23 protein-coding genes and 1 pseudogene are annotated in these 24,509 nt (G+C 39.8%); 15 read left to right on the top strand and 9 right to left on the bottom strand.

The genetic code is table 11. The features are described 5' to 3' along the window. Positions 1 to 143: 143 nt before the first annotated feature. Positions 144 to 533 carry a hypothetical protein gene (locus Q1A31_RS20070; RefSeq protein ID WP_299881290.1) on the bottom strand — a complete coding sequence of 130 codons (390 nt, stop codon included), beginning with the start codon at positions 531 to 533 and terminating at the stop codon, positions 144 to 146. Positions 534 to 1,136: 603 nt separating this feature from the next. Further along, entirely contained in the window at positions 1,137 to 1,475 is a 339-nt protein-coding gene (locus tag Q1A31_RS20065; RefSeq protein ID WP_299881287.1) for a hypothetical protein, read from the bottom strand. Positions 1,476 to 2,028: 553 nt separating this feature from the next. Here Q1A31_RS20065 and Q1A31_RS20060 point away from each other — a divergent pair. The 3 genes from Q1A31_RS20060 (at position 2,029) to Q1A31_RS20050 (ending at position 7,302) form a co-directional block, all read left to right on the top strand. After that, positions 2,029 to 3,219: an exonuclease SbcCD subunit D gene (locus Q1A31_RS20060; RefSeq protein ID WP_299881284.1), complete on the top strand. Its 1,191-nt coding sequence runs from the start codon at positions 2,029 to 2,031 to the stop codon at positions 3,217 to 3,219. 15 nt (positions 3,220 to 3,234) lie between these two features. Next, on the top strand, positions 3,235 to 6,291 hold the full coding sequence (locus tag Q1A31_RS20055) for an SMC family ATPase (protein WP_299881281.1): 3,057 nt from the start codon (positions 3,235 to 3,237) through the stop codon (positions 6,289 to 6,291). Between the two features lie 63 nt (positions 6,292 to 6,354). Beyond that, positions 6,355 to 7,302, top strand: a complete 948-nt coding sequence (locus tag Q1A31_RS20050) for an AEC family transporter (RefSeq protein ID WP_299881278.1) — start codon at positions 6,355 to 6,357, stop codon at positions 7,300 to 7,302. A gap of 534 nt (positions 7,303 to 7,836) precedes the next feature. On the opposite strand, the gene Q1A31_RS20045 is transcribed toward Q1A31_RS20050, so the two are convergent. Continuing rightward, positions 7,837 to 8,406, bottom strand: a complete 570-nt coding sequence (locus tag Q1A31_RS20045) for a carboxymuconolactone decarboxylase family protein (protein ID WP_299881275.1) — start codon at positions 8,404 to 8,406, stop codon at positions 7,837 to 7,839. A 203-nt stretch (positions 8,407 to 8,609) separates the two neighbouring features. On the opposite strand from Q1A31_RS20045, the gene Q1A31_RS20040 reads away from it, so the two are divergent. Beyond that, positions 8,610 to 9,227: a TetR/AcrR family transcriptional regulator gene (locus Q1A31_RS20040; protein ID WP_299881272.1), complete on the top strand. Its 618-nt coding sequence runs from the start codon at positions 8,610 to 8,612 to the stop codon at positions 9,225 to 9,227. A gap of 136 nt (positions 9,228 to 9,363) precedes the next feature. Here Q1A31_RS20040 and Q1A31_RS20035 read toward each other — a convergent pair whose 3' ends face one another. Further along, positions 9,364 to 10,275 carry a LysR family transcriptional regulator gene (locus tag Q1A31_RS20035; protein WP_299881269.1) on the bottom strand — a complete coding sequence of 304 codons (912 nt, stop codon included), beginning with the start codon at positions 10,273 to 10,275 and terminating at the stop codon, positions 9,364 to 9,366. Between the two features lie 393 nt (positions 10,276 to 10,668). Here Q1A31_RS20035 and Q1A31_RS20030 point away from each other — a divergent pair, with 393 nt between their 5' ends. The 5 genes from Q1A31_RS20030 (at position 10,669) to Q1A31_RS20010 (ending at position 16,732) form a co-directional block, all read left to right on the top strand. Beyond that, the gene (locus tag Q1A31_RS20030) at positions 10,669 to 12,087 is read left to right on the top strand and encodes a form I ribulose bisphosphate carboxylase large subunit (RefSeq protein WP_299881266.1); all 1,419 of its coding nucleotides are present in this window, start codon (positions 10,669 to 10,671) and stop codon (positions 12,085 to 12,087) included. A 137-nt stretch (positions 12,088 to 12,224) separates the two neighbouring features. After that, positions 12,225 to 12,584: a ribulose bisphosphate carboxylase small subunit gene (locus tag Q1A31_RS20025; protein ID WP_299881263.1), complete on the top strand. Its 360-nt coding sequence runs from the start codon at positions 12,225 to 12,227 to the stop codon at positions 12,582 to 12,584. Between the two features lie 204 nt (positions 12,585 to 12,788). Beyond that, on the top strand, positions 12,789 to 13,100 hold the full coding sequence (locus Q1A31_RS20020) for a hypothetical protein (protein WP_299881260.1): 312 nt from the start codon (positions 12,789 to 12,791) through the stop codon (positions 13,098 to 13,100). Positions 13,101 to 13,346: 246 nt separating this feature from the next. After that, positions 13,347 to 14,162 carry a CbbQ/NirQ/NorQ/GpvN family protein gene (locus Q1A31_RS20015; protein ID WP_299881293.1) on the top strand — a complete coding sequence of 272 codons (816 nt, stop codon included), beginning with the start codon at positions 13,347 to 13,349 and terminating at the stop codon, positions 14,160 to 14,162. Positions 14,163 to 14,374: 212 nt separating this feature from the next. Continuing rightward, positions 14,375 to 16,732, top strand: a complete 2,358-nt coding sequence (locus tag Q1A31_RS20010; protein WP_299881257.1) for a nitric oxide reductase activation protein NorD — start codon at positions 14,375 to 14,377, stop codon at positions 16,730 to 16,732. A 124-nt stretch (positions 16,733 to 16,856) separates the two neighbouring features. On the opposite strand, the gene Q1A31_RS20005 is transcribed toward Q1A31_RS20010, so the two are convergent. Beyond that, positions 16,857 to 17,528 (bottom strand): cupin domain-containing protein, encoded by a 672-nt coding sequence (locus Q1A31_RS20005; RefSeq protein ID WP_299881255.1) that lies wholly within the window; start codon positions 17,526 to 17,528, stop codon positions 16,857 to 16,859. Positions 17,529 to 17,682: 154 nt separating this feature from the next. Between Q1A31_RS20005 and Q1A31_RS20000 the strand changes: the two genes are divergently transcribed. Further along, complete coding sequence (locus Q1A31_RS20000) at positions 17,683 to 18,852, top strand: FAD-dependent oxidoreductase (protein ID WP_299881252.1); 1,170 nt, start codon at positions 17,683 to 17,685, stop codon at positions 18,850 to 18,852. 62 nt (positions 18,853 to 18,914) lie between these two features. Here the strand turns inward: Q1A31_RS20000 and Q1A31_RS19995 are convergent, their stop codons facing one another. Further along, positions 18,915 to 19,361, bottom strand: a complete 447-nt coding sequence (locus Q1A31_RS19995) for a hypothetical protein (RefSeq protein WP_299881248.1) — start codon at positions 19,359 to 19,361, stop codon at positions 18,915 to 18,917. Between the two features lie 140 nt (positions 19,362 to 19,501). Between Q1A31_RS19995 and Q1A31_RS19990 the strand changes: the two genes are divergently transcribed. Beyond that, entirely contained in the window at positions 19,502 to 19,849 is a 348-nt protein-coding gene (locus tag Q1A31_RS19990) for a HopJ type III effector protein (protein ID WP_299881246.1), read from the top strand. A gap of 384 nt (positions 19,850 to 20,233) precedes the next feature. Continuing rightward, positions 20,234 to 20,668: pseudogene (gene tnpA / locus Q1A31_RS19985) on the top strand (IS200/IS605 family transposase). Positions 20,669 to 20,704: 36 nt separating this feature from the next. On the opposite strand, the gene Q1A31_RS19980 reads toward tnpA, so the two are convergent. Continuing rightward, a complete protein-coding gene (locus Q1A31_RS19980) occupies positions 20,705 to 21,667 on the bottom strand; it encodes an integrase core domain-containing protein (RefSeq protein ID WP_299881241.1) in 963 nt (320 codons plus the stop codon). 532 nt (positions 21,668 to 22,199) lie between these two features. On the opposite strand from Q1A31_RS19980, the gene Q1A31_RS19975 reads away from it, so the two are divergent. The 3 genes from Q1A31_RS19975 (at position 22,200) to Q1A31_RS19965 (ending at position 23,857) form a co-directional block, all read left to right on the top strand. Then, entirely contained in the window at positions 22,200 to 22,481 is a 282-nt protein-coding gene (locus Q1A31_RS19975) for a YiaA/YiaB family inner membrane protein (RefSeq protein WP_131905558.1), read from the top strand. An 11-nt stretch (positions 22,482 to 22,492) separates the two neighbouring features. Further along, positions 22,493 to 23,164 carry a PspA/IM30 family protein gene (locus tag Q1A31_RS19970; protein ID WP_299881236.1) on the top strand — a complete coding sequence of 224 codons (672 nt, stop codon included), beginning with the start codon at positions 22,493 to 22,495 and terminating at the stop codon, positions 23,162 to 23,164. Positions 23,165 to 23,566: 402 nt separating this feature from the next. Next, on the top strand, positions 23,567 to 23,857 hold the full coding sequence (locus tag Q1A31_RS19965; RefSeq protein ID WP_299881233.1) for a DUF1127 domain-containing protein: 291 nt from the start codon (positions 23,567 to 23,569) through the stop codon (positions 23,855 to 23,857). 203 nt (positions 23,858 to 24,060) lie between these two features. On the opposite strand, the gene Q1A31_RS19960 is transcribed toward Q1A31_RS19965, so the two are convergent. Both Q1A31_RS19960 and Q1A31_RS19955 read right to left on the bottom strand, forming a co-directional pair. Further along, positions 24,061 to 24,213: a hypothetical protein gene (locus Q1A31_RS19960; RefSeq protein ID WP_299881230.1), complete on the bottom strand. Its 153-nt coding sequence runs from the start codon at positions 24,211 to 24,213 to the stop codon at positions 24,061 to 24,063. A 73-nt stretch (positions 24,214 to 24,286) separates the two neighbouring features. Then, the gene (locus Q1A31_RS19955; RefSeq protein ID WP_299881228.1) at positions 24,287 to 24,409 is read right to left on the bottom strand and encodes a hypothetical protein; all 123 of its coding nucleotides are present in this window, start codon (positions 24,407 to 24,409) and stop codon (positions 24,287 to 24,289) included. Between the last annotated feature and the right edge of the window lie 100 nt (positions 24,410 to 24,509).

Below are 24,509 nucleotides of genomic sequence, written 5' to 3'. Positions count from 1 at the left end.
TTTAATGTATGAGGTTCCTAAGACTATTATTTTAATTCAGTATATATATGCTTTTGCGTCGCAGACTAGCTAACGCCTTGCTCAGCGGAAAAATGCGAGCGCGAGCGAGTAGTTTTTCCGATGAAGCAATTTGTTAGGGTAATTTACCAAAATTTCCACCAAGGCTTCTTGTTTTTACCATTAGCTGTTTCATGAACTTCAAGACTTTCTGGTGGTAGTATATTTGTAAAATCTTGATTCTCTTCTAGTTCTTGAACAAGTGTTAAGCAATCTGCAAGAGATACAGCTTTAGATTTTGATCCTAAGAAAACACCGTTTTCAGTAATTGGAATATCAATTAATACAGATGAATCTTCTTGAACCATAAACTGTAAGCATTGATCTTTATTATTAAGAATTCCCAAAAAGTTATTAGGCATGTGAAGTACACAATCCATACTGTGTAGTATTTGCGACTTTTCAGCTTCCCAAGGTTCTGACCCTGAAATTGTCTTATCTTCGCAATAGTCGGTGTAAAAGTATTTATATTTCATGTTGTATCACCCTAACGCCTTGCACAGTGGAAAAATGCGAGCGTGAGCGAGTAGTTTTTCCAATGCTGTAACTTGTTATGTGATTTATACGTATTTTCACTTTGTTACATTTTTCTCAAACATATCCATATAGGCTGATGGTAAAAGCATACAATATAAAAAACTTATCAGTACTTCATCTAAATAGCCGTAATTTAAACCGAACATGTTTATTATCATTACTTGAAACATGACTAGGAAGCTATCGATAAAAACCATTAGTAACAAAAGCTTAATTTCTTTTTTATGTTTAGATAGCCCGTTTTTAGCGAAAACAAAAACTGCACAAGACACTAAAATTATAAATAAATTAACCCAAGTCATTATTTTCTCTTATTTTAATTATTATTTAAACGTAACAAATGTTATTAATTTAATCAATTTATAGAAGATGAAGTGATGTTTTTTACTAGAGATTAACTAAATAGATTAAGCAGAAAAAGTGCCTAAAAGGTGGGGGGTGACAATTAATTGTGCTAAAGAGCTAACTTACACATAACGCCTTGCTCAGCGGAAAAATGCGAGCGCGAGCGAGTAGTTTTTCCGATGAAGCAACTTGTTATATTATTTATCATTTTTTGTATGCAATTTAAATAATAACTTAAACCCAAAGTAATAAGTTAGCCCAGGAATTATTGCTGGAACTATGTACAAAATAAACTCGATACCTTCACTAAAAGAAAAAATATGAATTAAAACTTTAGATAAAACTAATAAAATTACAAATAAAACAGCAGAAAAAATAGCTGCTTTCTTTATAGCTAATCTTTTATTAGAAGATAACTTTTTATTACATGAAGGGCATTCGAAGTTATTCGTAACTACCCAATCAGCAATAGGAGCATTACATTTAGGGCAATTGTATATTTCTGGAGTATCAAGTATTAATGGTTCTGGAATCATTTTATGACTTTAGCATAATGCTAAAATTGAATTAGAACATTACGACAAACGCTCAATAACACCCCCGTACTTTTAGGCACTTTTTAAATGGTTTTGAAATATAACAGCTTATTATACAGACGCAAATAATATCTTACTATACGGATTAGTTCAATTTATCCGAGTTTGCGACGCTACAAGTGGATGTTTTAAATAGCTTGGCATTAATTATCTTACTATACAGAAACAATAATTTTAAAAGCAACGCGGTAACCCGCATTTGTAGGTTAGATAAGCTTGCGACATCTAAAGCATGATTATAGGCATATACTTAATTCCTCTACTGTCTGTAGTTAACTCTCGAAACCCAGATGACGCTATCGCTTTTCTAGGCTTCATTCATGACTACTTGAAATAAGTTGGGTTCGCGTAAACACAATGCAAAAAATGCCCCAAAGTAGGGGGGTGACCTTACAATATTTCTATCCACACTATTAAAACAAAATACAGATGATTGTGATATTGGGCGATTGTCATTTACACTGTCTATCAGGAATTTAGAGGCTAATTTTTAATGCGTATATTACACACATCAGACTGGCATATTGGGCGGCAATTTCACAATGTTTCTCTGGTTGACGATCAGGCTTTTATTTTAGATCAGATCATTGACATCGCTAAATCTGAGGCGGTTGATGTGGTGATTATCGCGGGCGATATTTACGATCGTGCGATTCCGCCTGCGTCTGCGGTTAGCCTTGTTGATAAGACTTTAAACCAGTTATGTAATGTGCTTAATATTCCGGTGATTATGATTGCGGGTAATCACGATAGCCCCGAACGATTGAGTTTTGGGTCTCGCCAACTGTCTCAGGCTAATTTATACATCACTGGGCCTTTAAGCAAAAAGGTTGAAACGGTTGTGTTAAACGATGCGTTTGGGGAAGTGACGTTTTATCCTATCCCTTATGCTGATCCGGCGACTGTGCGCAGTGTGTTTGCTGAAGATGCGGTTGATGATTCGGCTAATAATGATGCTTCGATAAATGATGTTGCCGAGTTAAGAACGCACGATCAATGCATGGCAAGGATCATTAAAGAAATCCCTGATCACAAAAAGCAACGCTCGGTGGCTATCAGCCATTGTTTTCTTGCAGGCGGTGATGGCTGTGAATCCGAACGGCCTTTGTCGGTGGGTGGTGCAGAGCATGTTACAACCAAGCATTTTAAACACTTTAATTACACGGCATTAGGGCATTTGCATAGTCAGCAACATCGGACCGAAAAGAATATTCGTTATTCTGGTTCTATCCTTAAATACTCATTCTCAGAAGAGCATCATAATAAATCCATTACCCTGGTCGATATGGATGAAAAAGGTGAGTGTGAGATTAAGCAGATTGCGTTGAAAGCGTTGCACGATATGCGTTCAATTTCAGGTGCTTTTGATGAGATTATCGAAGCGGCAAAAAAGGATAAACATCCTGAAGATTATTTGCTGATTAGTTTAACCGATAAACACGCCATTCTTGATCCTATGGGTAAACTGCGCCAGGTGTATCCCAATGTTCTGCATCTTGAACGGCCTGGCTTAATGTCATCGGGTGAGCAGAAATTAGCGCATCGGGATTTACTCAAAAAAGGCGAATTATCGATGTTTAAAGACTTTTACAATCAGGTTCAAGATCAGGCTTTAGATAAAGATCAGGAGAAAGTATTAGAGACGATACTTGATGAAATCCACAGTAATAACGAAGCTGATTAGTTAAGAGTTTACCCAATGAAACCCATAAAACTTTCCATGACTGCCTTTGGGCCTTTTATCAATACTGAAGTGATTGATTTTGAGGCGTTGGGCGAGAACCCATTGTTTTTAATTAATGGCACAACCGGTTCGGGTAAAACCACGATTCTCGATGCGATTTGTTTTGCGCTTTACGGTCAAACCACCGGAAAAGAACGCGAAGCGATGCAAATGCGCTGTGACTTTGCGCCCGATGATTTACTCACCGAAGTTGAATTTGTGTTTGAATTAGGCGGTGAGCTTTACCAAATTAAACGTGTGCCCGAGCAGGAAAGAGCAAAGACTAAAGGCGAAGGAACAACCAAACAGGCCGCGAGCGCAGAGTTAAACCGTTTGGATGATAGTCGCAAGATCGCGCAGAATTTAGTCGCACGAAAAGTCTCAGATGCGACTCAGACGATAGAAGAATTAACCGGCTTACAAGTCGATCAGTTCCGTCAGGTTATGGTGCTTCCACAAGGACAATTCAGACAGTTGTTGATGGCGGATTCTAAAGACCGTGAAAAGATTTTCAGCCAGTTATTTGAAACGCATGTGTATAAACGCATTGAAGATAAACTAAGGGCGCAGGCCAGTGTTGTCGCCAAAAAAGTCCAGGGTTTAAAAGATCAGCAAGAAGGCGTGTTCCAAAATGTAGGTGTCGAAAACCTTGAAGCACTGGAACTGATCATCAATCAAATCAAGCCTGAAGTGAAAACCTTAAAGGCGGAACTGGCGGTAAAAAACACCGCGTATTTAGAATCAGTTAAGGCATTCGAGAAAGCCAAAGATTTAGAAAAAGACTTCCAGAATTTAAAACAACAGGAAGAAAGATTCGAAGCGTTAAAGCAACAAGAAAGTGGGATCAAACAAAAGCAAGAACAACTTTCGCTTGCCGCCATCGCTGAAAAAATCACGCCCGTATTTTCTGATTTGTCAAAAGCCAAAAATGCCTACGAGGAATCATCTACACAGTTAACAGCGATTGAAGAACGTCATCAAACGGCTGTAACGAAATTGAAAAGTGCCGAAGAAGATTTATTAAAAAATCCACAACGCCAAACCGAACTTGATAAGAAAAAAGAACAGTTAATTCATTTAAAAAGCTATCAGGAAAAGGGTGAAGTTTTAAACAAAGAATCTGTAAAGCTTAAAACCATTCAGGACAATTTTGTTGCGGTTGAAAAACAGTTTACCGAGGCGCAAGTAGCGCTTAATAGCCTACTACAAAATCAGGAAACTACAGACAAAGAAAAAACCGCACTTGAAGCACAGCTGAGTAATGAAGCAACGTTGAAACTGCGATTACAAAAACTTCCTGATCAAATTCAGAAAAGAAAAAGCTATGAGGTGTTAGAGAATAATATCGCTGACCTGAGCAAAGAAATAGATGAGATTACTCAGAACGGCAAAAGTCTTAAATCACAACTGGCAGAAGAAGAGCTCTATTCAAAATCCCTGGAGTTAAAATGGCATAAAGCGCAAGCGGCTATTCTTGCACAAGACTTAAAAGATGATCAGGCATGTCCTGTTTGTGGCAGTCATGAGCATCCACAGCCTGCACCTAATGCAGGAGATTATCCAACGAACGAAGAACGTGAATCAGCTCAACAAAAAATAACAATTACGCGAGATCAATATCTTAAGGCTCGTGAAACATATTCAAACCTCAGTACTCGATATCATTCTTTTAAAGACCAATTAGCTGATCTACAAAAACAATGGAATCAAGTGGCTAATGTTTCCTTAAACGAACTGAATAATGAATATCAGGAATTAGCACAGCAGTTAGTCCTTCAGGAAAATCAGCAAAAACAGTTAACCGAACTTAAAGAAAAAATAGACCAGTTAAAAACTCAGGTAGAGGATGCGAGAAAAAATCAGGATCAGTTACAATCCCAAAAATCTGAGTTAAACGGTCAACTGGAAGCGAGCAAAGCACTGGTAGCAACTGCCGAGAAAGCACTGCCCGAAGCATACCGCGATCTGACATCGTTAAACGCAGAAATTCAGCGCGTTAATGACAGCATCGAAGCGCTTAACAACAGTATTGCTCAAGCTCAGCAACTACAGGCAGCCGCGAGTAATGAGAAAACCGAAGCGGAGACTAACCTAAAAAATCAACAGCAGGCGCAACAGAAATTACAATCAGAATTAGAAAAAGCGCAATCTGCCTGGCAGTCTGCCTTGGAAAAAAGTGATTTTGAGAATGAAGCGGCGTATCAACAGGCACGACTGGATGACGCTGCCTTAGCCGTTATCAAAACGACTATCGAAGAATACACACAAGAGTTGCAAAAAGTGAGTGGCGTCATTGAGAATCAGCAGGCTTCACTGAAAGGCAAGGTTAAACCCGATATGACTTTATTGGCATCGCAGTTACAAAGTCTGGATGATGCAAAAAATCAAATCGAGCAGCAAAGCAAAGAGAAAGATAAAGAGCTGGGCAATTTTGAACAAGCTCAGAAAACCCTGAATGAAATCAGTAAAAGCCAACAAGCCGAAGAAGACGAATACAAAATCATTGGGACTCTATCCAATGTCGCGAATGGCAATACCGGTAATAAAATCAGTCTGCAACGCTTTGTATTGAGTGTTCTGCTGGATGATGTGTTGATTGATGCAAGCCATCGATTAAAGCTGATGAGTAAAGGCCGTTACAATTTATTGCGCAAGGAAGATCGAGCCAAAGGTAACAAGGCATCGGGATTAGAACTGGAAGTGGAAGATAGCTACACGGGTAAGATTCGTCCGGTTTCAACGTTGTCTGGCGGCGAGAGTTTTATGGCATCACTGTCGCTTGCATTGGGCTTATCCGATGTGGTCCAAGCCTATGCGGGCGGGATTCATCTGGATACTTTATTCATCGATGAAGGTTTTGGTAGTTTGGATGCTGATTCTCTGGATCTGGCGATTCGTACGCTGATGGATTTGCGCGATACGGGTCGCATGGTGGGCATTATTTCTCACGTATCAGAATTGAAAGAACAAATCCCCGTTAGAATTGATGTTAAAAGTAGGATGGAAGGGAGTTATATCGAATTAGTTAACTAAAATTTGTTTGACTATTTTTTTGAGTCCCCCACAATCTGTGTTTACTTTTAGCTGTATATCGATATGACGAATTTCTTTGAAAGTCTCGGGTTTTCACTCACCGTCACCACGCCCATTTTTATCGTTCTTTTAGTCGGTATTTTTCTTAAGCGTATTAATTTTATCAACGACTCGTTTATCGATGTCAGTTCGAAGCTGGTTTTCAATATCTCACTGCCGTTGTTATTGTTTTTTGGTATTCAAAAAACACCGTTAGAGGAGGTTAATAATCTTCCTCTTATTATTTATGCAGCAGTAGCAACGACGGTCGTATTTATCCTGTTGGGTATATGGGCAAAGCGTTTAGAACCTGCCGGAGATAGAGGTGTGTTCGTACAGGGTGCTTTTCGCGCCAATATGGGTTTTATTGGTTTAGCCTATTGCGTCAATGCTTATGGGGAAGCAGGGTTGATTGCGGCTTCACTGTACTTAGGATTTATCACGGCGCTTTATAATGTGTTATCGGTAATTACACTAAATCGCTCGTCTCAAACAGAACAAAGCATCGGTAAAATTCTAAAAGGTATCGCTAAAAACCCCTTAATAATTGGTATCACGGCAGGGTTAATTGTGTCTGCTTTACATATCCCGATGCCAGCATTTGCCGCTAAAACCGGGCAGTATTTTGCGAATCTCGCATTGCCTTTGGCATTGATTTGCACAGGCGGATCGCTGAACTTCCAGGAGTTGAAATCAAACCCGAATAAGACAATCTACGCGACCGTTTCCAAATTATTTATTGTGCCTTTCGCGATTACCCTCGGCGGCATATTGGTCGGGTTTAGAGGCATCGATTTGGGTATTCTCTTTTTAATGTGTTCTGCACCGACCGCCTCGGCCAGTTTTATTATGGTGAAAGGCATTGGTGGCAACTACAAACTCGCGGCGAATATCATTGCACTGACTTCATTGGGATCGCTGGTGAGTGTGAGTTTGGGGATTATGATTCTGCGTAGTTTGGGCTGGATGTAGACATATAAAAATAAAAAGTGGCTCAAAGTAGGGGGGTGTCTTTTAATTGACGCTCTGTGATAGCAGAATCAAGATTGCAACGATAATGACAAAGATTGCTATTTTGGTATTCCGATGATGCTTGTGGGCATCTATTGATACGTAGCTTTCGTCGTGTGATTTTAAATCGGCTAAATGCTTAAAGTCGCTTATATGTGTATATTTATTATATGTTTTGATGTGTTTGGAAATGAATGATCTGGATTGATACCAAAAGTTCATGGCAATGATAATTGCGACAATACTGACAAATACTATAATTTTCATGCGTTAATTCTAGTTTGAATTAACTAGCACTGTGTTGATATAAATCTAATTTTGAGAAGTTCATCTCTATAACACGATAAAAAACGCCTAAAAGTAGGGGGGTGGCTTTCCTAGGCTTGTCAGGAGCCCAGATGACTAAGAACTTTAGCGAAGCACACTGCCATATGGCAGTGGCTTTGCTTTGTATATATAAGGTTGTTATAAGAGTATTGTTTGTTTTAGGTTTAATTACTCAGGCCAGCTGTATGCAGCAAATGCGTCATCCAGTTGCGATGCAAACAGATGATTTGAGTAGTTGCTGATCACTTTAACGGATATCGCCAATACAATCGCAAGCATATCTTTATCTTCATAGCCTGCTACATGGAATGCCGCAATCGCTTCTTTATCTGGATTTCCTTTTGATGTCACCATTACGCGAGTAAAGGCATCTAATGCTGCTAATTTAGCATCCGGTATTTCTTTTCCTGCTCTGATAGCTTGAAGCACATCGGCTGGAACACCTGACATTTTGTCTGCAATCATGCTGTGAGCACCCATGCAATATTCGCAATTGTTGGTATTGCTAATCGCAAGGAAAATGACTTCTTGTTCCTGCGAGCTTAGGCCACTTCCTTCGCGGAATTTTCCGTAACCATGAAAGTAGGTATCTAACAGGGCAGTGTTATTCGCCATGTTGGCGTACATATTAGGAACAAATCCGACTGTCGATTTAGCTTCATCGAATAATTCTTTAGCTCTTCCTGTGGCAGTTTCAGGATTTACGGCTTCAAGTGATATTAGTTTTTCGCGTGACATTTTTTCTCCGGGACTTTTTAGTCTTATGTTTGTTTGGTTAAAAATTGGTTTAAGATTATTGATAAAATATATTTGTACCGTTCAGTACATAATTGACATTCTTTACCGCTCGGTACATTATGTCAAGCATAATTATTAATGTTGTTAAAAAATTGATATATTGTGGTTAACGACTGAAGAAGAACTATTGGACGCAGAAATATATGAACGCAGGAAGAAAGAGAAACTTTGAGAAAGATGAAGCATTGGATAAAGCCATGCGCGTTTTCTGGGAGAATGGTTATTCAGGAACATCATTGAGTGATCTAACAACTGAATTAGGAATAAATAAGCCAAGCCTTTATGCGGCGTTTGGCAATAAAGAAAAGTTGTTTGAGTCTTCAATAGAGCGCTATGTGTCAGAATATATTGCGCCGAGATTGCACAACCTTGATACTAATTCTGATGCGCCGGTAAAGCAAAAGCTGAAGGATTTTCTCTATAGTGTTATCGAATTACAGACTGAAAATGAATCGCCAAATGGCTGTTTTTTTGTAAAAAGTCAGTGTGAATCTGGGAGTGTTGGTTTCCCGGAAGATATGACACTGTTGATAGAAAAAATGAACGTGATGAATGAGGAAATGGTTAAGCAGTTTTTTCAAAGCGAAATAAGCAAAGGTCATTTTACCAAGGATGCAGATCCTAAAGAAATGTCAGGATTTTTACTTTCTGTTTTGTTTGGCCTTGCGGTACAAGCTCGCAGTGGTAAATCCAGAAAACAACTCCAGCAGATTGCAAATTATACGATTAATGCGCTACCGATTCTGGACGTGAATGGCTAAAAATTATTGGTACGTATTCTGTCCATGTGGGAAATAGATGAGTTATAAAAGAGCAGCATATTTAGTATGACTTTCTCTGCCTAATATTCGTTTCTTAAAAAAGCCTCTAAAGTAGGGGGGTGACCTAAGTCATTATCTATTTATCGTGATAGATGAATTTATCGGCTTCTTCAAGTACAAAAATACGAAATGCTTCTGCAACGGGTGATATCGCTTTGCCATTACGTGTAACAAGATGCCAGTGTCTTTCTAACGGAAACCCTTCGACGTTTAATGTGGTCAAATGATTATTGTCTAATTCCAGTTCAACCGTGTGTAACGATACAATGCCTAATCCGAAACCGGCAGAAACGGCGTGCTTTATCGCTTCATTACTGTTCATTTCCAGCGTTGTTTCACAGACTAATCCGGCTGCAGCGAAATGTCTTTCAATTGCTTCCCGAGTTCCTGATCCCTTTTCTCTAACGACAAATTTTTCATTTTGAATCTGGTTTAATTTAAGATTTTTCTTATCTCTTAAAGGATGGTCGGGCGATGCGATAATCACCAATGGATTTGGCATAAAGCGTTCTGATTTCAGGCCATGACCTTTTGGGGGCTCACCCATGATCACTAGATCTGGTTCGTAATTTTCTAATTGTTCAAGAATACGACGACGATTTGTTACATCAAGACTGATCGTCACATCAGGGAATTTTTTTGAGAAAGCAGAAAGTATTCGTGTGGTGAAATGATTGGCGGTAGTCGCAACGGTTATCGTTAAATGACCTGTGTGACAGCCTTTAATCTTGTCAACAAAGTCCATCATGTTTTCGTAACCCTGAATGATCTCTTTGCTGTATTCCCGGAGTTGCTGTCCTGCTTCACTCAGACTGAGTTTTTTGCCATGTCTTTCGAATAATTCAATATCCAGGTTCTTTTCCAACTGCTTCATCTGCATCGATACAGCTGGCTGTGTCATGTGCAATTTTTGAGCTGCCTGAGTGTGACTTTGATAACGAGCCACTGAGTCGAAGATATGAATCTGACGCATTGATATATGAGCCATAGCGGTGACCTCTACTTATTTTCTTGGTGTTAATAACTGACGTATTAACTACTTCATCAGTTTTGTTTTTTTTTAGTCGAGAAGGGGATATGAATTTCGTATTTTTCATATCACTTCCTACCTATTCACGTCCTAAAAAGAAGCGAATACAATGATATTAGTATTTATAGTACTAAGATAACCATGCATAAGCAATTCTTATATTAGAGGCGTTTAATATTTAGTTTCGTTTATGTATGAATTATTACAGAATGACCTCGCTCTTAAGGAAATTGTCATTTAGCTTTAATTTGTTTTTAGTAGTATCAAAGTAGTACTAAAAACGGTTTAAAACAAAAAAAGAATGATGAAATTTTTAATCACACATTAATCTAACGTATAGGAAACGCAACTATGGCTAAGCAATATGACGCCGGTGTTAAAGAATACCGCGAAACGTATTGGACTCCAGATTACACTGTAAAAGATACAGATCTTCTGGCGTGTTTTAAAATTACACCTCAAGATGGTGTTCCTCGTGAAGAGGTTGCAGCAGCAGTTGCTGCTGAATCTTCGACAGGTACGTGGACAACGGTATGGACTGACTTATTAACAGACCTTGATTACTATAAAGGTCGTTGTTACGCAATCGAAGACGTACCAGGTGACGACACTTGTTTCTACGCATTCGTTGCATACCCAATTGACCTTTTCGAAGAAGGTTCTGTAGTAAACGTACTGACTTCATTAGTTGGTAATGTATTCGGATTTAAAGCACTACGTGCTCTACGTCTGGAAGATATTCGTTTCCCTATCGCTTACGTTATGACGTGTAATGGTCCACCACAGGGCATTCAGGTTGAGCGTGATATTCTTAATAAATATGGTCGTCCACTGCTTGGTTGTACTATCAAGCCTAAGTTGGGTCTTTCTGCTAAGAACTACGGTCGTGCATGTTACGAAGGTCTTCGTGGCGGCCTTGACTTCACTAAGGACGATGAGAACGTTAACTCACAGCCATTCATGCGTTGGAGACATCGTTTTGACTTCGTAATGGAAGCTATCCATAAAGCGGAAGCTGAAACTGGTGAGCGTAAAGGTCATTATCTAAACGTTACTGCTCCGACTGCTGATGAAATGATGCGTCGTGCTGAATATGCAAAAGAGATTGGTGCGCCAATCATCATGCATGACTACCTAACAGGTGGTTTATCTGCGAATACTCAGCTAGCACAATGGTGTCAAAACAACGGTATGTTGTTACACATTCACCGTGCAATGCATGCGGTACTCGACCGTAACCCACACCACGGTATCCACTTCCGTGTACTAACTAAAGTGCTTCGTTTGTCTGGTGGTGATCACCTTCACTCTGGAACCGTTGTTGGTAAGTTGGAAGGTGATCGTGATGCTACTTTGGGTTGGATCGACATCATGCGTGATTCATTCATCAAAGAAGACCGTTCACGTGGTATCTTCTTCGACCAGGACTGGGGCTCAATGCCTGGTGTTATACCAGTTGCTTCTGGTGGTATCCATGTATGGCACATGCCAGCTCTTGTTAGCATCTTCGGTGATGACTCTTGTCTTCAGTTCGGTGGTGGTACATTAGGTCACCCGTGGGGTAATGCTGCAGGTGCTGCTGCAAACCGTGTTGCTGTTGAGGCTTGTGTTGAAGCTCGTAACATGGGTGTTGAGCTTGAGAAAGAAGGTAAGGATATTCTTACTAAAGCGGCTGCTCACAGCCCAGAGCTCAAGATTGCGATGGAAACCTGGAAAGAGATCAAATTCGAATTTGATACTGTTGACAAAATCGACGTTGCCCACAAGTAACAATGTCATCTAGCGCGCTCTGGCGGCGTTGCTGAAAAGGGTCATGTATATGCTATACACTCTCCTTTTCGCGCCTTGCCAGAACGCACTATCTAACACTGTTACACATATAATTAAATTATTTTGGAGTAAATCACATGAGTGATGTACAAGATTACAATTCGAGCTTGAGCGATGCTGCACAAAGCCGTAAATACGAAACTTTTTCTTACCTACCACCTTTAAGTGTTGAATCTGCTCGTGCTCAAATTCAATACATTGTTGATAAAGGCTGGAACCCGGGTATCGAACACACAGAGCCAGAGAATGCGATCAGCAACTACTGGTACATGTGGAAATTGCCGCTATTTGGTGAGACTGATGTTGACGCTATCATGGCAGAAATTGAAGCGTGTCATAAAGCTCACCCAGACAACCATGTACGTCTGATGGGCTTTGATAATTTTTCACAGTCAGCGGGTACGGCTATGGTAGTTCACCGCGGTAAGTCTGTATAAACAGTCATACATGAGGTAACTCAGGAATGAGGATTTAATAATATCTGAAACTATTGAATTCTCATTCCTAATAGCCTCTGTCGGACCTGATTCTGTCAGAGGCTTTTTCATTTAGAAGTTATTTAAATAAAGATTCAGTTGTGTTTAGTCTTGAGTATTTATATAAATGGTTTTTAATCTTAAAAACTAACAATCGAGAATACTATGGCGCGACCAGATAAATATGTTGGCATCAATAATGAAGTCAATGGTGGGATGACCACGATAGGTAAAATTATTCGTGATGCATGGGTCTTTGACATTATTGAAGAAACTGAAACCTGTGAAGGTTGGAATTTTGCAGGTGTTGATTCTTTATTAGATAAAGTAAATAAAGAATGGGATAAATACGGCTGCTTAGTAAGCCAGTTACCCCCAGAGCTTTTTGAGAAACATAAGCGAATTCACGACAAAGCAATTGAAGATGCACGAGCTGCAGGCTGGAGTGGAGAAGTAGAAACAGAGGATGAAGGTTAATTAGAATCAGTTTAATTTTCTTTGTTCTATCAATGCTATTTCCAAGAAATCTGGTTTGTTTAAGTTTTAGGCAGAACAGTTTTAGAGATAACCATGTAGCTGTGAATAAATGTAATTTTGAATTTTGTAATCTGACTTTTTATACATATTGATTACCGTTAATACGTTCAATAAACAGCAGCTTACAAATATATTAACTTTAGATCAGAGATAAGATCTAGCGAATAAGAGAGAGTAACGATGTCCATTACTGAAAATATCGTAGATGCCGATCAATACATCATTAAAGATGAGCCGTACTATGAGCCGGTAGATCAAGAGATCGCATTATATGAATCTGCTTATGCCGTTCGCATGCCGATGATGATTAAAGGTCCAACGGGTTGTGGTAAATCTCGATTTGTTGAATACATGGCATGGAAATTAGGCAAGCCGTTAATCACCGTGGCATGTAATGAAGATATGACAGCCTCTGATTTGGTGGGTCGTTTTCTACTCGATAAAGACGGTACTAAATGGCAAGACGGTCCATTAACGACTGCCGCAAGAATGGGTGCTATCTGTTACCTCGATGAAATTGTAGAAGCAAGACAGGATACTACTGTTGTAATCCATCCCTTAACGGATCACCGTCGTAGTCTACCTCTGGATAAAAAAGGCGAGTTGATTCAGGCACACCCAGATTTTCAGTTGGTTATTTCCTATAACCCGGGCTATCAAAGTTTAATGAAGGACTTAAAGCAATCAACCAAACAACGTTTTGGCGGAATGGACTTTGATTATCCTAACGAAAAAATCGAAGTGAGTATCGTTGCTAAAGAATCAGGTGTAGATGTGGCGACTGCGGAAAAGTTAGTACAAATTGCACACCGCGCTCGTAACCTGAAAGGTCATGGTCTGGACGAAGGTATTTCAACACGTTTACTGGTTTACTCAGGTCAGTTGATTGCTAAAGGCGTATCACCTCTAGATGCTTGTAGTATGACAATGGTAACGCCGCTTACGGATGATCCTGATATGCGCGATACACTAAATGCTGCAGTTGAAACTTTCTTTGGATAAAGTAACGTGAATGGAATAATTTCTACAAGCTTTAAGTTGCTTCCAACTTGCTTTTTTGCTCCTGATCGGTTCATCTCAAATCTTTGCGTAGAGTAACTATGCGCCTCTTGAGATAATCCGCTCAGAACCAAAAATTCTGCGTTATAGATATCGAAGTTACTCCATTCACGCTCCTAAGCTTTTCGCGACCGTTTAGTTACTGAGATAAAAATATGTCAATAAAACTCGAAGACTACGAAGAATTTCTACAAGATGCTGCCCCAGAAGTCAGGGAAGTACTAAATAGTACCTTTCAGGAAGCTTCGCGCGTTATGTCACCATCGGGCCTTCAAACCTATATGGATGGCGCAAAAAGCCTATGTAATTTAGGGCGCGGACATGATGTGGTTATCTCTTACATTCAAGAAATGCCATTGGTTGCCAAAGAATGTGGTGAAGATGTTATCGGCGATTGTTTAACGGCCGCTTTAAAATTATCTTCAATGACTTCTGCCGAAGTTGTTTCTCTTTTATTTTCCAGTATGCCAACCGCTGCGCGCAATCTTGGTGACGCAGAATTATTCCGTGGCTATTTGACATTAGTGCATCAAATGGCTTCAACCGCTTCACGCGGTGTTCGTCCAATGTTGAATCACATGGACGAATTACTCTCTAAATTGACCTTAAGTGGTTTACGTCGTTGGGCAAATTTTGGGGCGCAAGCCTATCGACGAGATTTCAATAATCTCACGGCCTATTTTGATCTTGAATCTGCCGACAGTCGTGCCATGTTACAAAAAGAACGACGTGGCATTCTGTTTATAAAAACCCAACGTAAATTGAATTTTTATCTGCGTGCTTTATGGGGTAGAGATTTCTTCTTGCGTCCGACGGGGGCTGATTTTGCTGATTTCCGTCCTTACATTGAACACAGAATTTTATACTTACCTGATGCCTTGGATGACTACGGTGATATAGCTGGTCTGGAAGTTTACCGCGCGACCACTGCTCATATGGCTTCCCACATGATGTACTCATCCGAGCCAATTTCAGCTGAGGGCCTCAGCCCGGCACAGATGTTTTTTATCGGTCTGGTTGAAGATGCACGTATCGAATACAAAGCGGTAAATGATTTTCCTGGTCTGAAGAAGCTTTGGCGTCGGATGATGGAAGAGGCCGGTAATAGTGAAGAGAAGGACACATCGGCAGAGCATCCAACCATGCCTATTCTGGTTCATTTTTCTTTGATGTTACTCGATGATCGTGTTACCTCAGAAGATGAAGAATTAAATGCACTCGCAAAGAGTTTCCACGAAGGCATTTCAGAAAATCAAGACAACAATAAGTTTTGCTGGAATCTGGGTCTGGATATTTTCAATTTATTTTCTAAAAGAAAAGAAGTACCTAGTCTACGTATCCTCGAACGTATTGATATTCCCTATCGCGATGATAATCGTTATGTGTGGGAGTTTGAAGAATTCACGGGCGATGCCGAATTAGAATATATACCTGCAAGTCAGCATCAAGTTAGACGTGAAGTGAGCGCGTTAATGATGGCGCATGAAGTAGATTGTGAACTGGCGGGTGATGACGCTCAGGAAATCTGGACCAATAAAGATGTGATGCGTTTCTATGAAGATGATCTAACCGATGATGCCGCAAGCTTTAATGATGCCTGGGGTAGAGAGCCTGTATCTGATCCCTACCATTATCCAGAATGGGATTACCAAATACAGTTACATCGTCCTGACTGGGCAACGGTTTACGAACGTCGTCAGCCACGCGGTCATGTCGAAGATATTCAAACTATTATTGATGAATACAAGCCAGTTGCGCACCGTATAAAACAAATTATTGATTTGCTAACTCCAGAAGGTGTTCAGCGCCAACGTAATATGGAAGATGGCGATGAAGTCGATATCAATGCCGCGATTGATGCATTGATTGCGATTCGTATGGGTGAGCAACCTAATACGCGAATCACAATGCGCAATGTGTTAAAAACACGTGACCTTTCGGTGGTGTTGTTACTGGATTTATCAGAATCTACCAATGAACCTATGAATGGTTCGGAGAAAACTGTTTTACAGTTAACTCGTGAGGCTTCTACCTTGGTAGCAACTGCCATAGAAGGCATTGGTGATCCATTTGCGATTCATGGTTTTGCCTCTGATGGTCGTCACGATGTTCAGTACTATCGCTTTAAAGATTTTAATCAGCATTTTGATGATGAATCAAAATCGCGGTTAGCAGGTATGAAAGGGGGCTTATCAACTCGCATGGGTGCTGCTTTGCGCCATGCAGGTAATCATTTGTTAAAACAGCCAGAAAGACGTAAGTTAGTGTTGATGATCACTGATGGCGAGCCTGCGGATATTGATGAAAGAGATCCACAGCATTTGCGCCATGATACGAAAAAAGCCGTTGAAGAACTTTATTCAACAGGGGTTTTAACTTACTGTTTAACGTTAGACCCTCAAGCGGATGATTATGTGAAGCGAATCTTCGGCGCAAATAACTACACGATTATCGATAACGTGGATAAATTACCTGAGCAATTACCTACCTTATTTGCGAGCCTAACCGCTTAAATTAAATGGTGTTGTTTAACAAGATTTGAAAAAACTGCCCAAAAGTAGGGGGGTGACCTAAATCATTAATAGTAAGTGTATTTGGTCACAATAAACGCTTTTACCATGCTATCAATCTTTAATTTCATCCATTTACGGGTGAAATTAAATGACCTGATTTAATCCAGACTTTCGCTCCTTGATCACCAGTTTTTGCGGTAACAGTATACTTTACAGGAACACGTAACCACGATTCCTTGCGTAACTCTTCACCGTTTTCAGTAAAACCGCCATTTAATACGAAAAACTCTGCGCCTCCAGTAGTATCAACTTCGACTGAAGTGTTTGGTTCCCAGTATTCTAAACGTACATCTTCATAGTCATCTTTATACAAGGGCGTAACTTTAACGCCAACTCTATCAGCATCCGAAACCGAACCAATCTTATTCATATCAATATGCACAAAGGTGCGGTCATCTGGCTGAAATTGAGAGAGCTTTACAAATATTATGCAACCATCTTTAGAGCCTGGTTGATGTCTTGATGTTGGCGGATTACGAATATAAGAACCTGTTGGCCAGTTGCCGTAATCATCTTCGAAGATGCCTTCTAACACGATAAACTCTTCGCCACCTGTATGCACATGTGGTGAAAAACTACTTTCTGGCGCATAGCGGACGATGGTTGTCACTCGATCTGCTTCATTATCGATGCGGTCTAAGCGACGACGATCTACACCTTTCATGGGTGAGTCTTCCCATTCAATTTCATCGCTGTGAAGCAATACGCGTTTTGAGAAATCGCCATTCACATCCATTATCTTGATTCCATTTGTTGGTGATAAAGTAATTAACGTAGTAATTAATACAGTAAGTAATTTTCGTTTAACTTACGTTTAACATACCAAGTCAGTTTAATATGCACTACATTCAAGCTCTACACAAAAAATGAAAATTTTGGTCAAATGATAAATGAATAAAATACAGACAGATATCCTGATAGTGGGAGGTGGAATCAGTGGTTTGCACACTGCCTACCAGTTGGAAAAGCTTGGTGTCAGTTATGTATTACTTGAGGCCAGAGAGCGTTTGGGCGGACGCATATTATCCCAGAATTATGATGTAAAGGACTCTCTATCGAACTCTGATTCTGGTATTGGTTACGATGCCGATAAACCTGCATATGATTTGGGTCCCTCCTGGTTCTGGCCAGGACAAGCGAATATGGAAGCCTTGATAAAAGATCTCGGTTTAGGCGATTCTGTTTTTCTGCAACAAGGCAGTGGTGAATCAGTTTACGAAGACCAGCAAGGTAACATCCAAAAAGGTTTTTACGGTATTTCTATGGAAGGCACTTATCGAATGCGAGGTGGAATCCGTCAAATAATCCATAGCTTAGAACAAAATGTTGATGAAGATAAAATAAGAGTACAAACGAAAGCACAGCGCGTAGAATTTATAAACAATCAAATATTGACGACAGTTGCCGAAAAAAGCGCGGATAAGAGCATAGAAAAGAACGCAGATAAAACATATCAAATCATCAGCAATAAAATCGTCATGGCGTTACCGCCACGCATTGCCATGTCTTCCATTACCTTTGAGCCTTCATTGCCAGATAAAAGAACCAAGGAGTTAAATAACTATTCAACCTGGATGGCAGGGCATGCAAAAGTTATTGCTGTCTACGATTCTGCTTTTTGGTTAGAACAGGGTTTGTCAGGGGATGCCGTGAGTCAATTCGGCCCTTTACACGAAATCCATGATGCTTCGTCAGATTCTAAATACGCATTATTTGGTTTTGTTGGTGTGCCTGGAGGCTATCGAAAAGACAATGAAGATGAGATTTGTCAGTCAGCCATAGATCAGTTGATTCGTTTATTTGGTGAAAAAGCCGCAAGCCCAATTGATATTGTGTTGCAGGATTGGGCACAAGAGGAATTTACGGCGACTGAAATAGATCAAACAATGAGTGGAGGTCATGCAACATCGTCTATGAGTCACTATACCGAAGCGGGTTTTGATGACCGATTAATCTGGTCAGGAACAGAAACCGCTAATCACAGACAGGGTCACAATGGGCTTTTAGAGGGGGCGCTTGAAGCGAGTACGCGTACATTACAAACTTTAATAAAAGCCTAACAAAACTGAGTCAATACTTAGCAAATAAAAAAGTGGCTAGAAGTAGGGGGGTGACCTAATTCTTAATTTAAATCTTTATGTTGGTTTAAATCAATCACCTCTGCTTTTGATTCTGGTATTTGTTCTTTGATTTTGTCATGTTGCTGGTGCAGCGCTTTATCAAACTCCCATTGTAAACGTTTCATCGTTTCCAGAGCTTTCTCATCGTAGTAACTCATCCGGTAAGGAACAGGGTCGGTTAAATTCTCCCGTTGTTGAGGGGTAAATTTACGCCAGGCGAATTCGATGGATTTTCTTGCGCATAAGCCATCGACGAAAATGATTTCTTCCTGGTCTATGATGGCCATATATTGCATTGAACGAATAGGAAGAAAAACACTTGAAGAATCACTGTCATCACGGATTGCATGAGATAAGAGAGTCCTGATGGTATTGTAAGTCACAGCTGGCAGCATTCGATCTTCATGCCCAATTTTTTCGCCGCGATAGAATACTTCTTTAGTATGCATTGCTAGCCTTTGAAGTTGGATTAAAGTTAAATCAAAGTTTGATTAATGTTGTGTGAAATCTGTGCTAATTGCCTGTATTTTAACAAAAATTGTGATAGCTTACTGAATTAATTAACAAAAAAATATTTTAGGAAAGCGAGATGGAAATATCAGAATATATTGAACAGGTGAAAACATCCCCGGAAAATTTAGAATTCAATGACTTGATGGCATTGATCGAAGCCAAATATACATTTACACCTACGGAGTTTTCAAATGGTGATTTGCTTAACAAAGCTGATCAAAATCAGGGCTCATGTAAGTTGTTTTCGTTTGCGAAGTTAAATGGTTTAACTAAAGAAGAAACGCTGGCATGTTTTGGTGCATTTTATCGTGATGACGTTTTGCAAAACCCAGAGGCTGATAATCATCAGAATATTCGCAACTTCATGCAAAGTGGTTGGGATGGTATTCAATTTTCTTCTGACGCGTTAGAGAAAAAAGTCTAATTGCTCTGCATAAGTTCCTTGGATTATATTTTAAACAGCAAAATGAAAAAGTCACTTAAAGTAGGGGGGTGTACAACTGGAACATGGTTTACACTTCCGATAATTTTACCTGCTTATTTTGAGTCTGTTTCCATTATTTCTTGTGCCATTGCGAGGCTCGTTCTAGTTTCATATTTTTTCCTCTAATGATTCCTAATTTATAGAATCCATATTTGATTTCCCATACATCATTATCAATCTCTTCAAGACTTATTTTCTAATGACTTAAAAATTGAGAGACATAAATATGCGTGTTTCTCCATTTTATTTGTCACAGACCGCTAGTTAAACTATGCACTTTAGTGCAAGGCTTTAGCTGCTACACACTTATGGTATTCTTTGTCGATGAAAGAGCAAAGACGAAGTGGACATACAGTCACCCGATTTACAGCCCATTTAGTTTGGGTGACAAAGTATCGTTATCCTGTTTTAAAAGGAGATATCCAAGTACGCTGTAGAGAGCTGATTATACAAATCTGTGATGCAGAGGATGTTGAAATACTATAAGGAGTGGTCAGTAAAGATCATATCCACATACATATAGAGTATCCCCCGAAACTATCCATGAGTGATCTTGTAAAGCGGCTGAAAGGTAGAACGTCAAGAAGGCTGCAACAGGAATTTCCTCAGCTAAAGAAGAGATACTGGGGTCGGCATTATTGGGCAATAGGCTATGGAGGCTGGTCTAAAGGAAATGTAACAGATGAAATGGTTCAAGAGAATTTAGAACATCATCGGAATCCTTCTAATGGTGAAAGAGGTAATATGATTCTTGAATAGATTAGGACTTTCAGTCCAGTCACAACCTATGCACTTTCAGTGCATAGGGGTTGAGTTTCTCAGGGTAGCTCTGTGTCGATGGCGCTCATAAACCTCACTAGGCCACATCCTGTCCAATGCTTCACGAGAGCGTTCATCATTGTATTCCTGAAGAAAATCATCAAAGCACTTTTGTTGAGTGCGTTGATCATACGAAGCAGGTTTAGTCGTTTCTGCTTTCAATGTCTTGTGCATTCTCTCATGTCGCCCATTTTGTTGTAGGTGACCAGGCTTAATTCTTTCTGGTCGTATGCCTAATTGTATCCACCACATGGACAGTCTACTGATCCCACCCGCAGCGATTGAAGCAAAAGGGATACCATTGTCAGATCGTATGGTTTTCAGGTAACCCGTATTCCCTAAATGTCTGCTCCATCCATTGCTTTGCGTCATCATGACCCGTACTTTGTAGTGCCTGACAGCGTATAGTAGGTAGCGAGAGTGGTTGTCTGTCATGGTGAGTGGATAACACATCGTTGCATTAACTAGCTTGAACTGGCCTTTGTAATCAACGACCCATACTTGATTGTTCGACTTCGTTTCAGTGAATGCGTGTTCATTGGCTGGAACACTCCAGCGCTTACGTCTTTTCTTAACGAGTCCTGCCCGTTTGAGGATCTCACCTGCGGTACTGTCAGCGGGTAAAATTAAAGAAGGATCATGTTTCTTGAGGTTATCCAGTAGCTTTTTAGGTCCCCAGTGAGGATGTTTTAATTTCTTGTTAATGATGAGTTCGCAAATCTCATCTGGCGTTTGGTTAGAGGAGTGTAAAGGCATTCGGTTCCTGTGAGTTAGGTTATACATGACGCCTTCCATAAAGCGATCTCGCCACTTGTATCCTGTTGGTCGTGATATGCCATAACAAGCACATAAATCAGAAAAACTGAGGAAGTGCTTGTTTAGATATTCGCCTATAAATTGTTGTCTTAGTTTCACAATATCAATCTCTTTCCATGGCATAGTTTGGTTTCTCCTATGCCTGATTTTAATGATAATGTGTAAACCATGTCTCCGGTTTAGTTTGTAAAGGATGTACTCGGTTTGTATAGGGCATCGATCATAGCTCGTATTTTGAGTTTCTTGTCGGTATCGATATATTCTTGTGAAATATTCAGCCTCCCATTGATTTCCAACACTATGATCCCCCGATACTCTGATATGCCTTCAAAGTTGTCGTGAGTGTTAACCTTTTTGGGTTTAAACAAATTAGTGAGTGAAAATGGTAAGTTCACATTTTTACACTGTCTTCTACCCAGGTTAGCTTTAAGTATTACTAATTAATACTCATGGGTGCGATTATCATACTTTTTACTAGAATAATTGTCGATTGTAATACCTTTCTCTAATCTTCGTTTCCAGTTACAGGGACATACACATTCGGACTTGTAACTTTGCATTAATAACAACGTTAAAACGACTTTAAAAACAAAGTGTATGAAACAGTTATTAACAAACAAAACGAAATGCTTTTTAAAGCAAAAGAGGAAAGATCATGAGTACTGCTACATTACAATCACTTCAATCTAATTCTACAGGCTGGTTACTTTTCGTAAGGTTGACCTTCGGCATATCTATCGCAGCGATGCTGGGTTTCATCTTCTTTATGGAAGGCAGTTTGTTAATGCGCGGCTACCTCGCATTGAACTCACTATTTTTGATTAGTTCGACCATCATTATGTCTAAAACCATGCGAGACGAACACGAGGCGCAGAGTATTAATCGCAAAATCAGTGAAGCGAAAACCAATAAAATTCTTAAAGAATACGCGGAATAGGAGGGTTGATTATGTTTGAATTTATACAGAAATTATCGACTGCCGCTCGCGGTGGTACTCGGGAAGTGTTGGAAAATGCGGTTGATGCGCAATCACTTCGGATTTTGTCGCAGGAGATTTACGAATGCGAGGCGAGCCTTAAGGAGTCTAAGTTACATTTGTCGAATGTGGTGGCTGAAAAGCTCGGCATTAAACGCAAACTCGATGCGCAGAAACAGCGAGTCGCGAATAAAGAACAGGAGATTCGCGATGCGATAGAGCAGGGTCATGAGGCTTCGGCATTGTTACTCGCTGAGGAGTTGGCGCAGCTTGAAACCTGGGTGACAACGCAGCAACAGCAACATGATCAGCTACAGGATTATGAGACGAATCTGCTACAGGCGTTAAAGCGCACGGCGTTTACGTTGTCGAAATACCGGAATGAGTTGAACATGGCGAGAGCGGTTGAGGAGACGCAAAAGAGTGTCGGCAAGATTTCGGTACATGCGAATAAACACAGCCATACGTTTTCGCGAATGCAGGAGTCACTGGATCGGATTAAGTTGAAGCATGAAAATTTCGATGACAAAATGCTGGCGATGCAGAATATCGAATCACATATTAGAGGTGAGCCAGGTTCACAAGAGATTAACAAGAAGAGAGCCGAGGAGGTGCTCGCACGATTTAAAAAGTCGGTTGATTAACTGATGTTCTGTTCTTACGGTCAATTACAGTTAATTAACGTTGATTATAGTTAATTGTAGTTAACAAGGGAGGAAATAATCGCAGGGTGTAATGTCGATAAACGATGTTATATGCTGCGATTTTTTTTTGTGAAATTTTACTGGCGGTGAAGGTAAAATTTTACTAAAGTACGCGCACTTCAAAAATACGCCACTTCAAAAAAGCGTATTGGAATAAAATTATAAAAACAAATAATTACAGCATCCTAATAATTACTATTGGTTAGCAAAACTATACAATCAGGCAATATTAACTCGCTTGTGAAGTTCTCTTAAAACTCTAAAATTGACACATCGAAACGCAAAATGGTTTGCGCATTCGAATATTAAAATAATTTGAAAACAATTTAAGAGGTAAACACAATGTTAGTAGGAAAAATAGTAAACGGATTAAGTAGTTTAGTCGGCGGCATCAATGAAGGCATGAGACTTTCTGGTTATGCACGAACAGCACGGGAATTACGTTTGTTATCTGATAAGCAATTAGCAGATTTAGGTATTTCTAGAGCATTATTGGAAATTGGCGTAAATGCATACCCTTGGAAAGCAGAAGAAGTTTCTAAGCTTATCCCTGATAATGTAACAACGCTAAAAGCAAAAGCAGATGTTGCTACAGAAGCACCACAGATGCCTAGAACACCCAAAGCTGCTTAATAATCAAGATTTTTAAATATTTGTTTAAGCACACTTAGACTATTTGTTCTAAGACAAGTAAACAGCTGAAAATAATAGTTAATAACTAACTATTAATTTTTAGTAGTGATTTCAGTAACAACTTCAGTAACAAAAGAAGGCCAATTAGTATAATACTTATCTATCTTGATAAGAGTATTGAGAATAGCAAATAAGTCTGTTCTTTATAATACGATAGTAAGTAAAACAACTGATTTCTGTACGCCACTCAAGGCGTGTTTTACGCCCGCATCCAGATACACTAATTGACCTTGTTGGATGGAGATTTCTTCATCAAGCAATTTCAATATCACGTGACCTATACTTACTGGTTGCATTAAGCACATTGAAATACCGTTGCACCGGCTACGCTGCAATAATCTAAGTGATGCATATCTGCGCCTGCTTCAATCACAATGCGAGCAAGCTCCAGCCTTTGGTTTTTGTAATGGCTTTGGATTGTTCTTTTTTTAAATCATTCGCCCAGGTTTTGAGGTCTACCAGTTCGCCGGATTTTGCATGATGGGTCGCCATTGTTGTCACACCTTTAGATTCCAAAAGTAAAAATCCACGTTCTAAGAACGTGGTTTTGTGTTCGCCCTAGAAGGGCGTATGAAGACTAGCCCTCTTAGAA

The organism is uncultured Cocleimonas sp. (assembly GCF_947495625.1).
Lineage (GTDB): Bacteria > Pseudomonadota > Gammaproteobacteria > Thiotrichales > Thiotrichaceae > Cocleimonas.
Note: the sequence above shows the minus strand (reverse complement) of the source record. Positions and strands in the feature narration are given on the sequence as shown.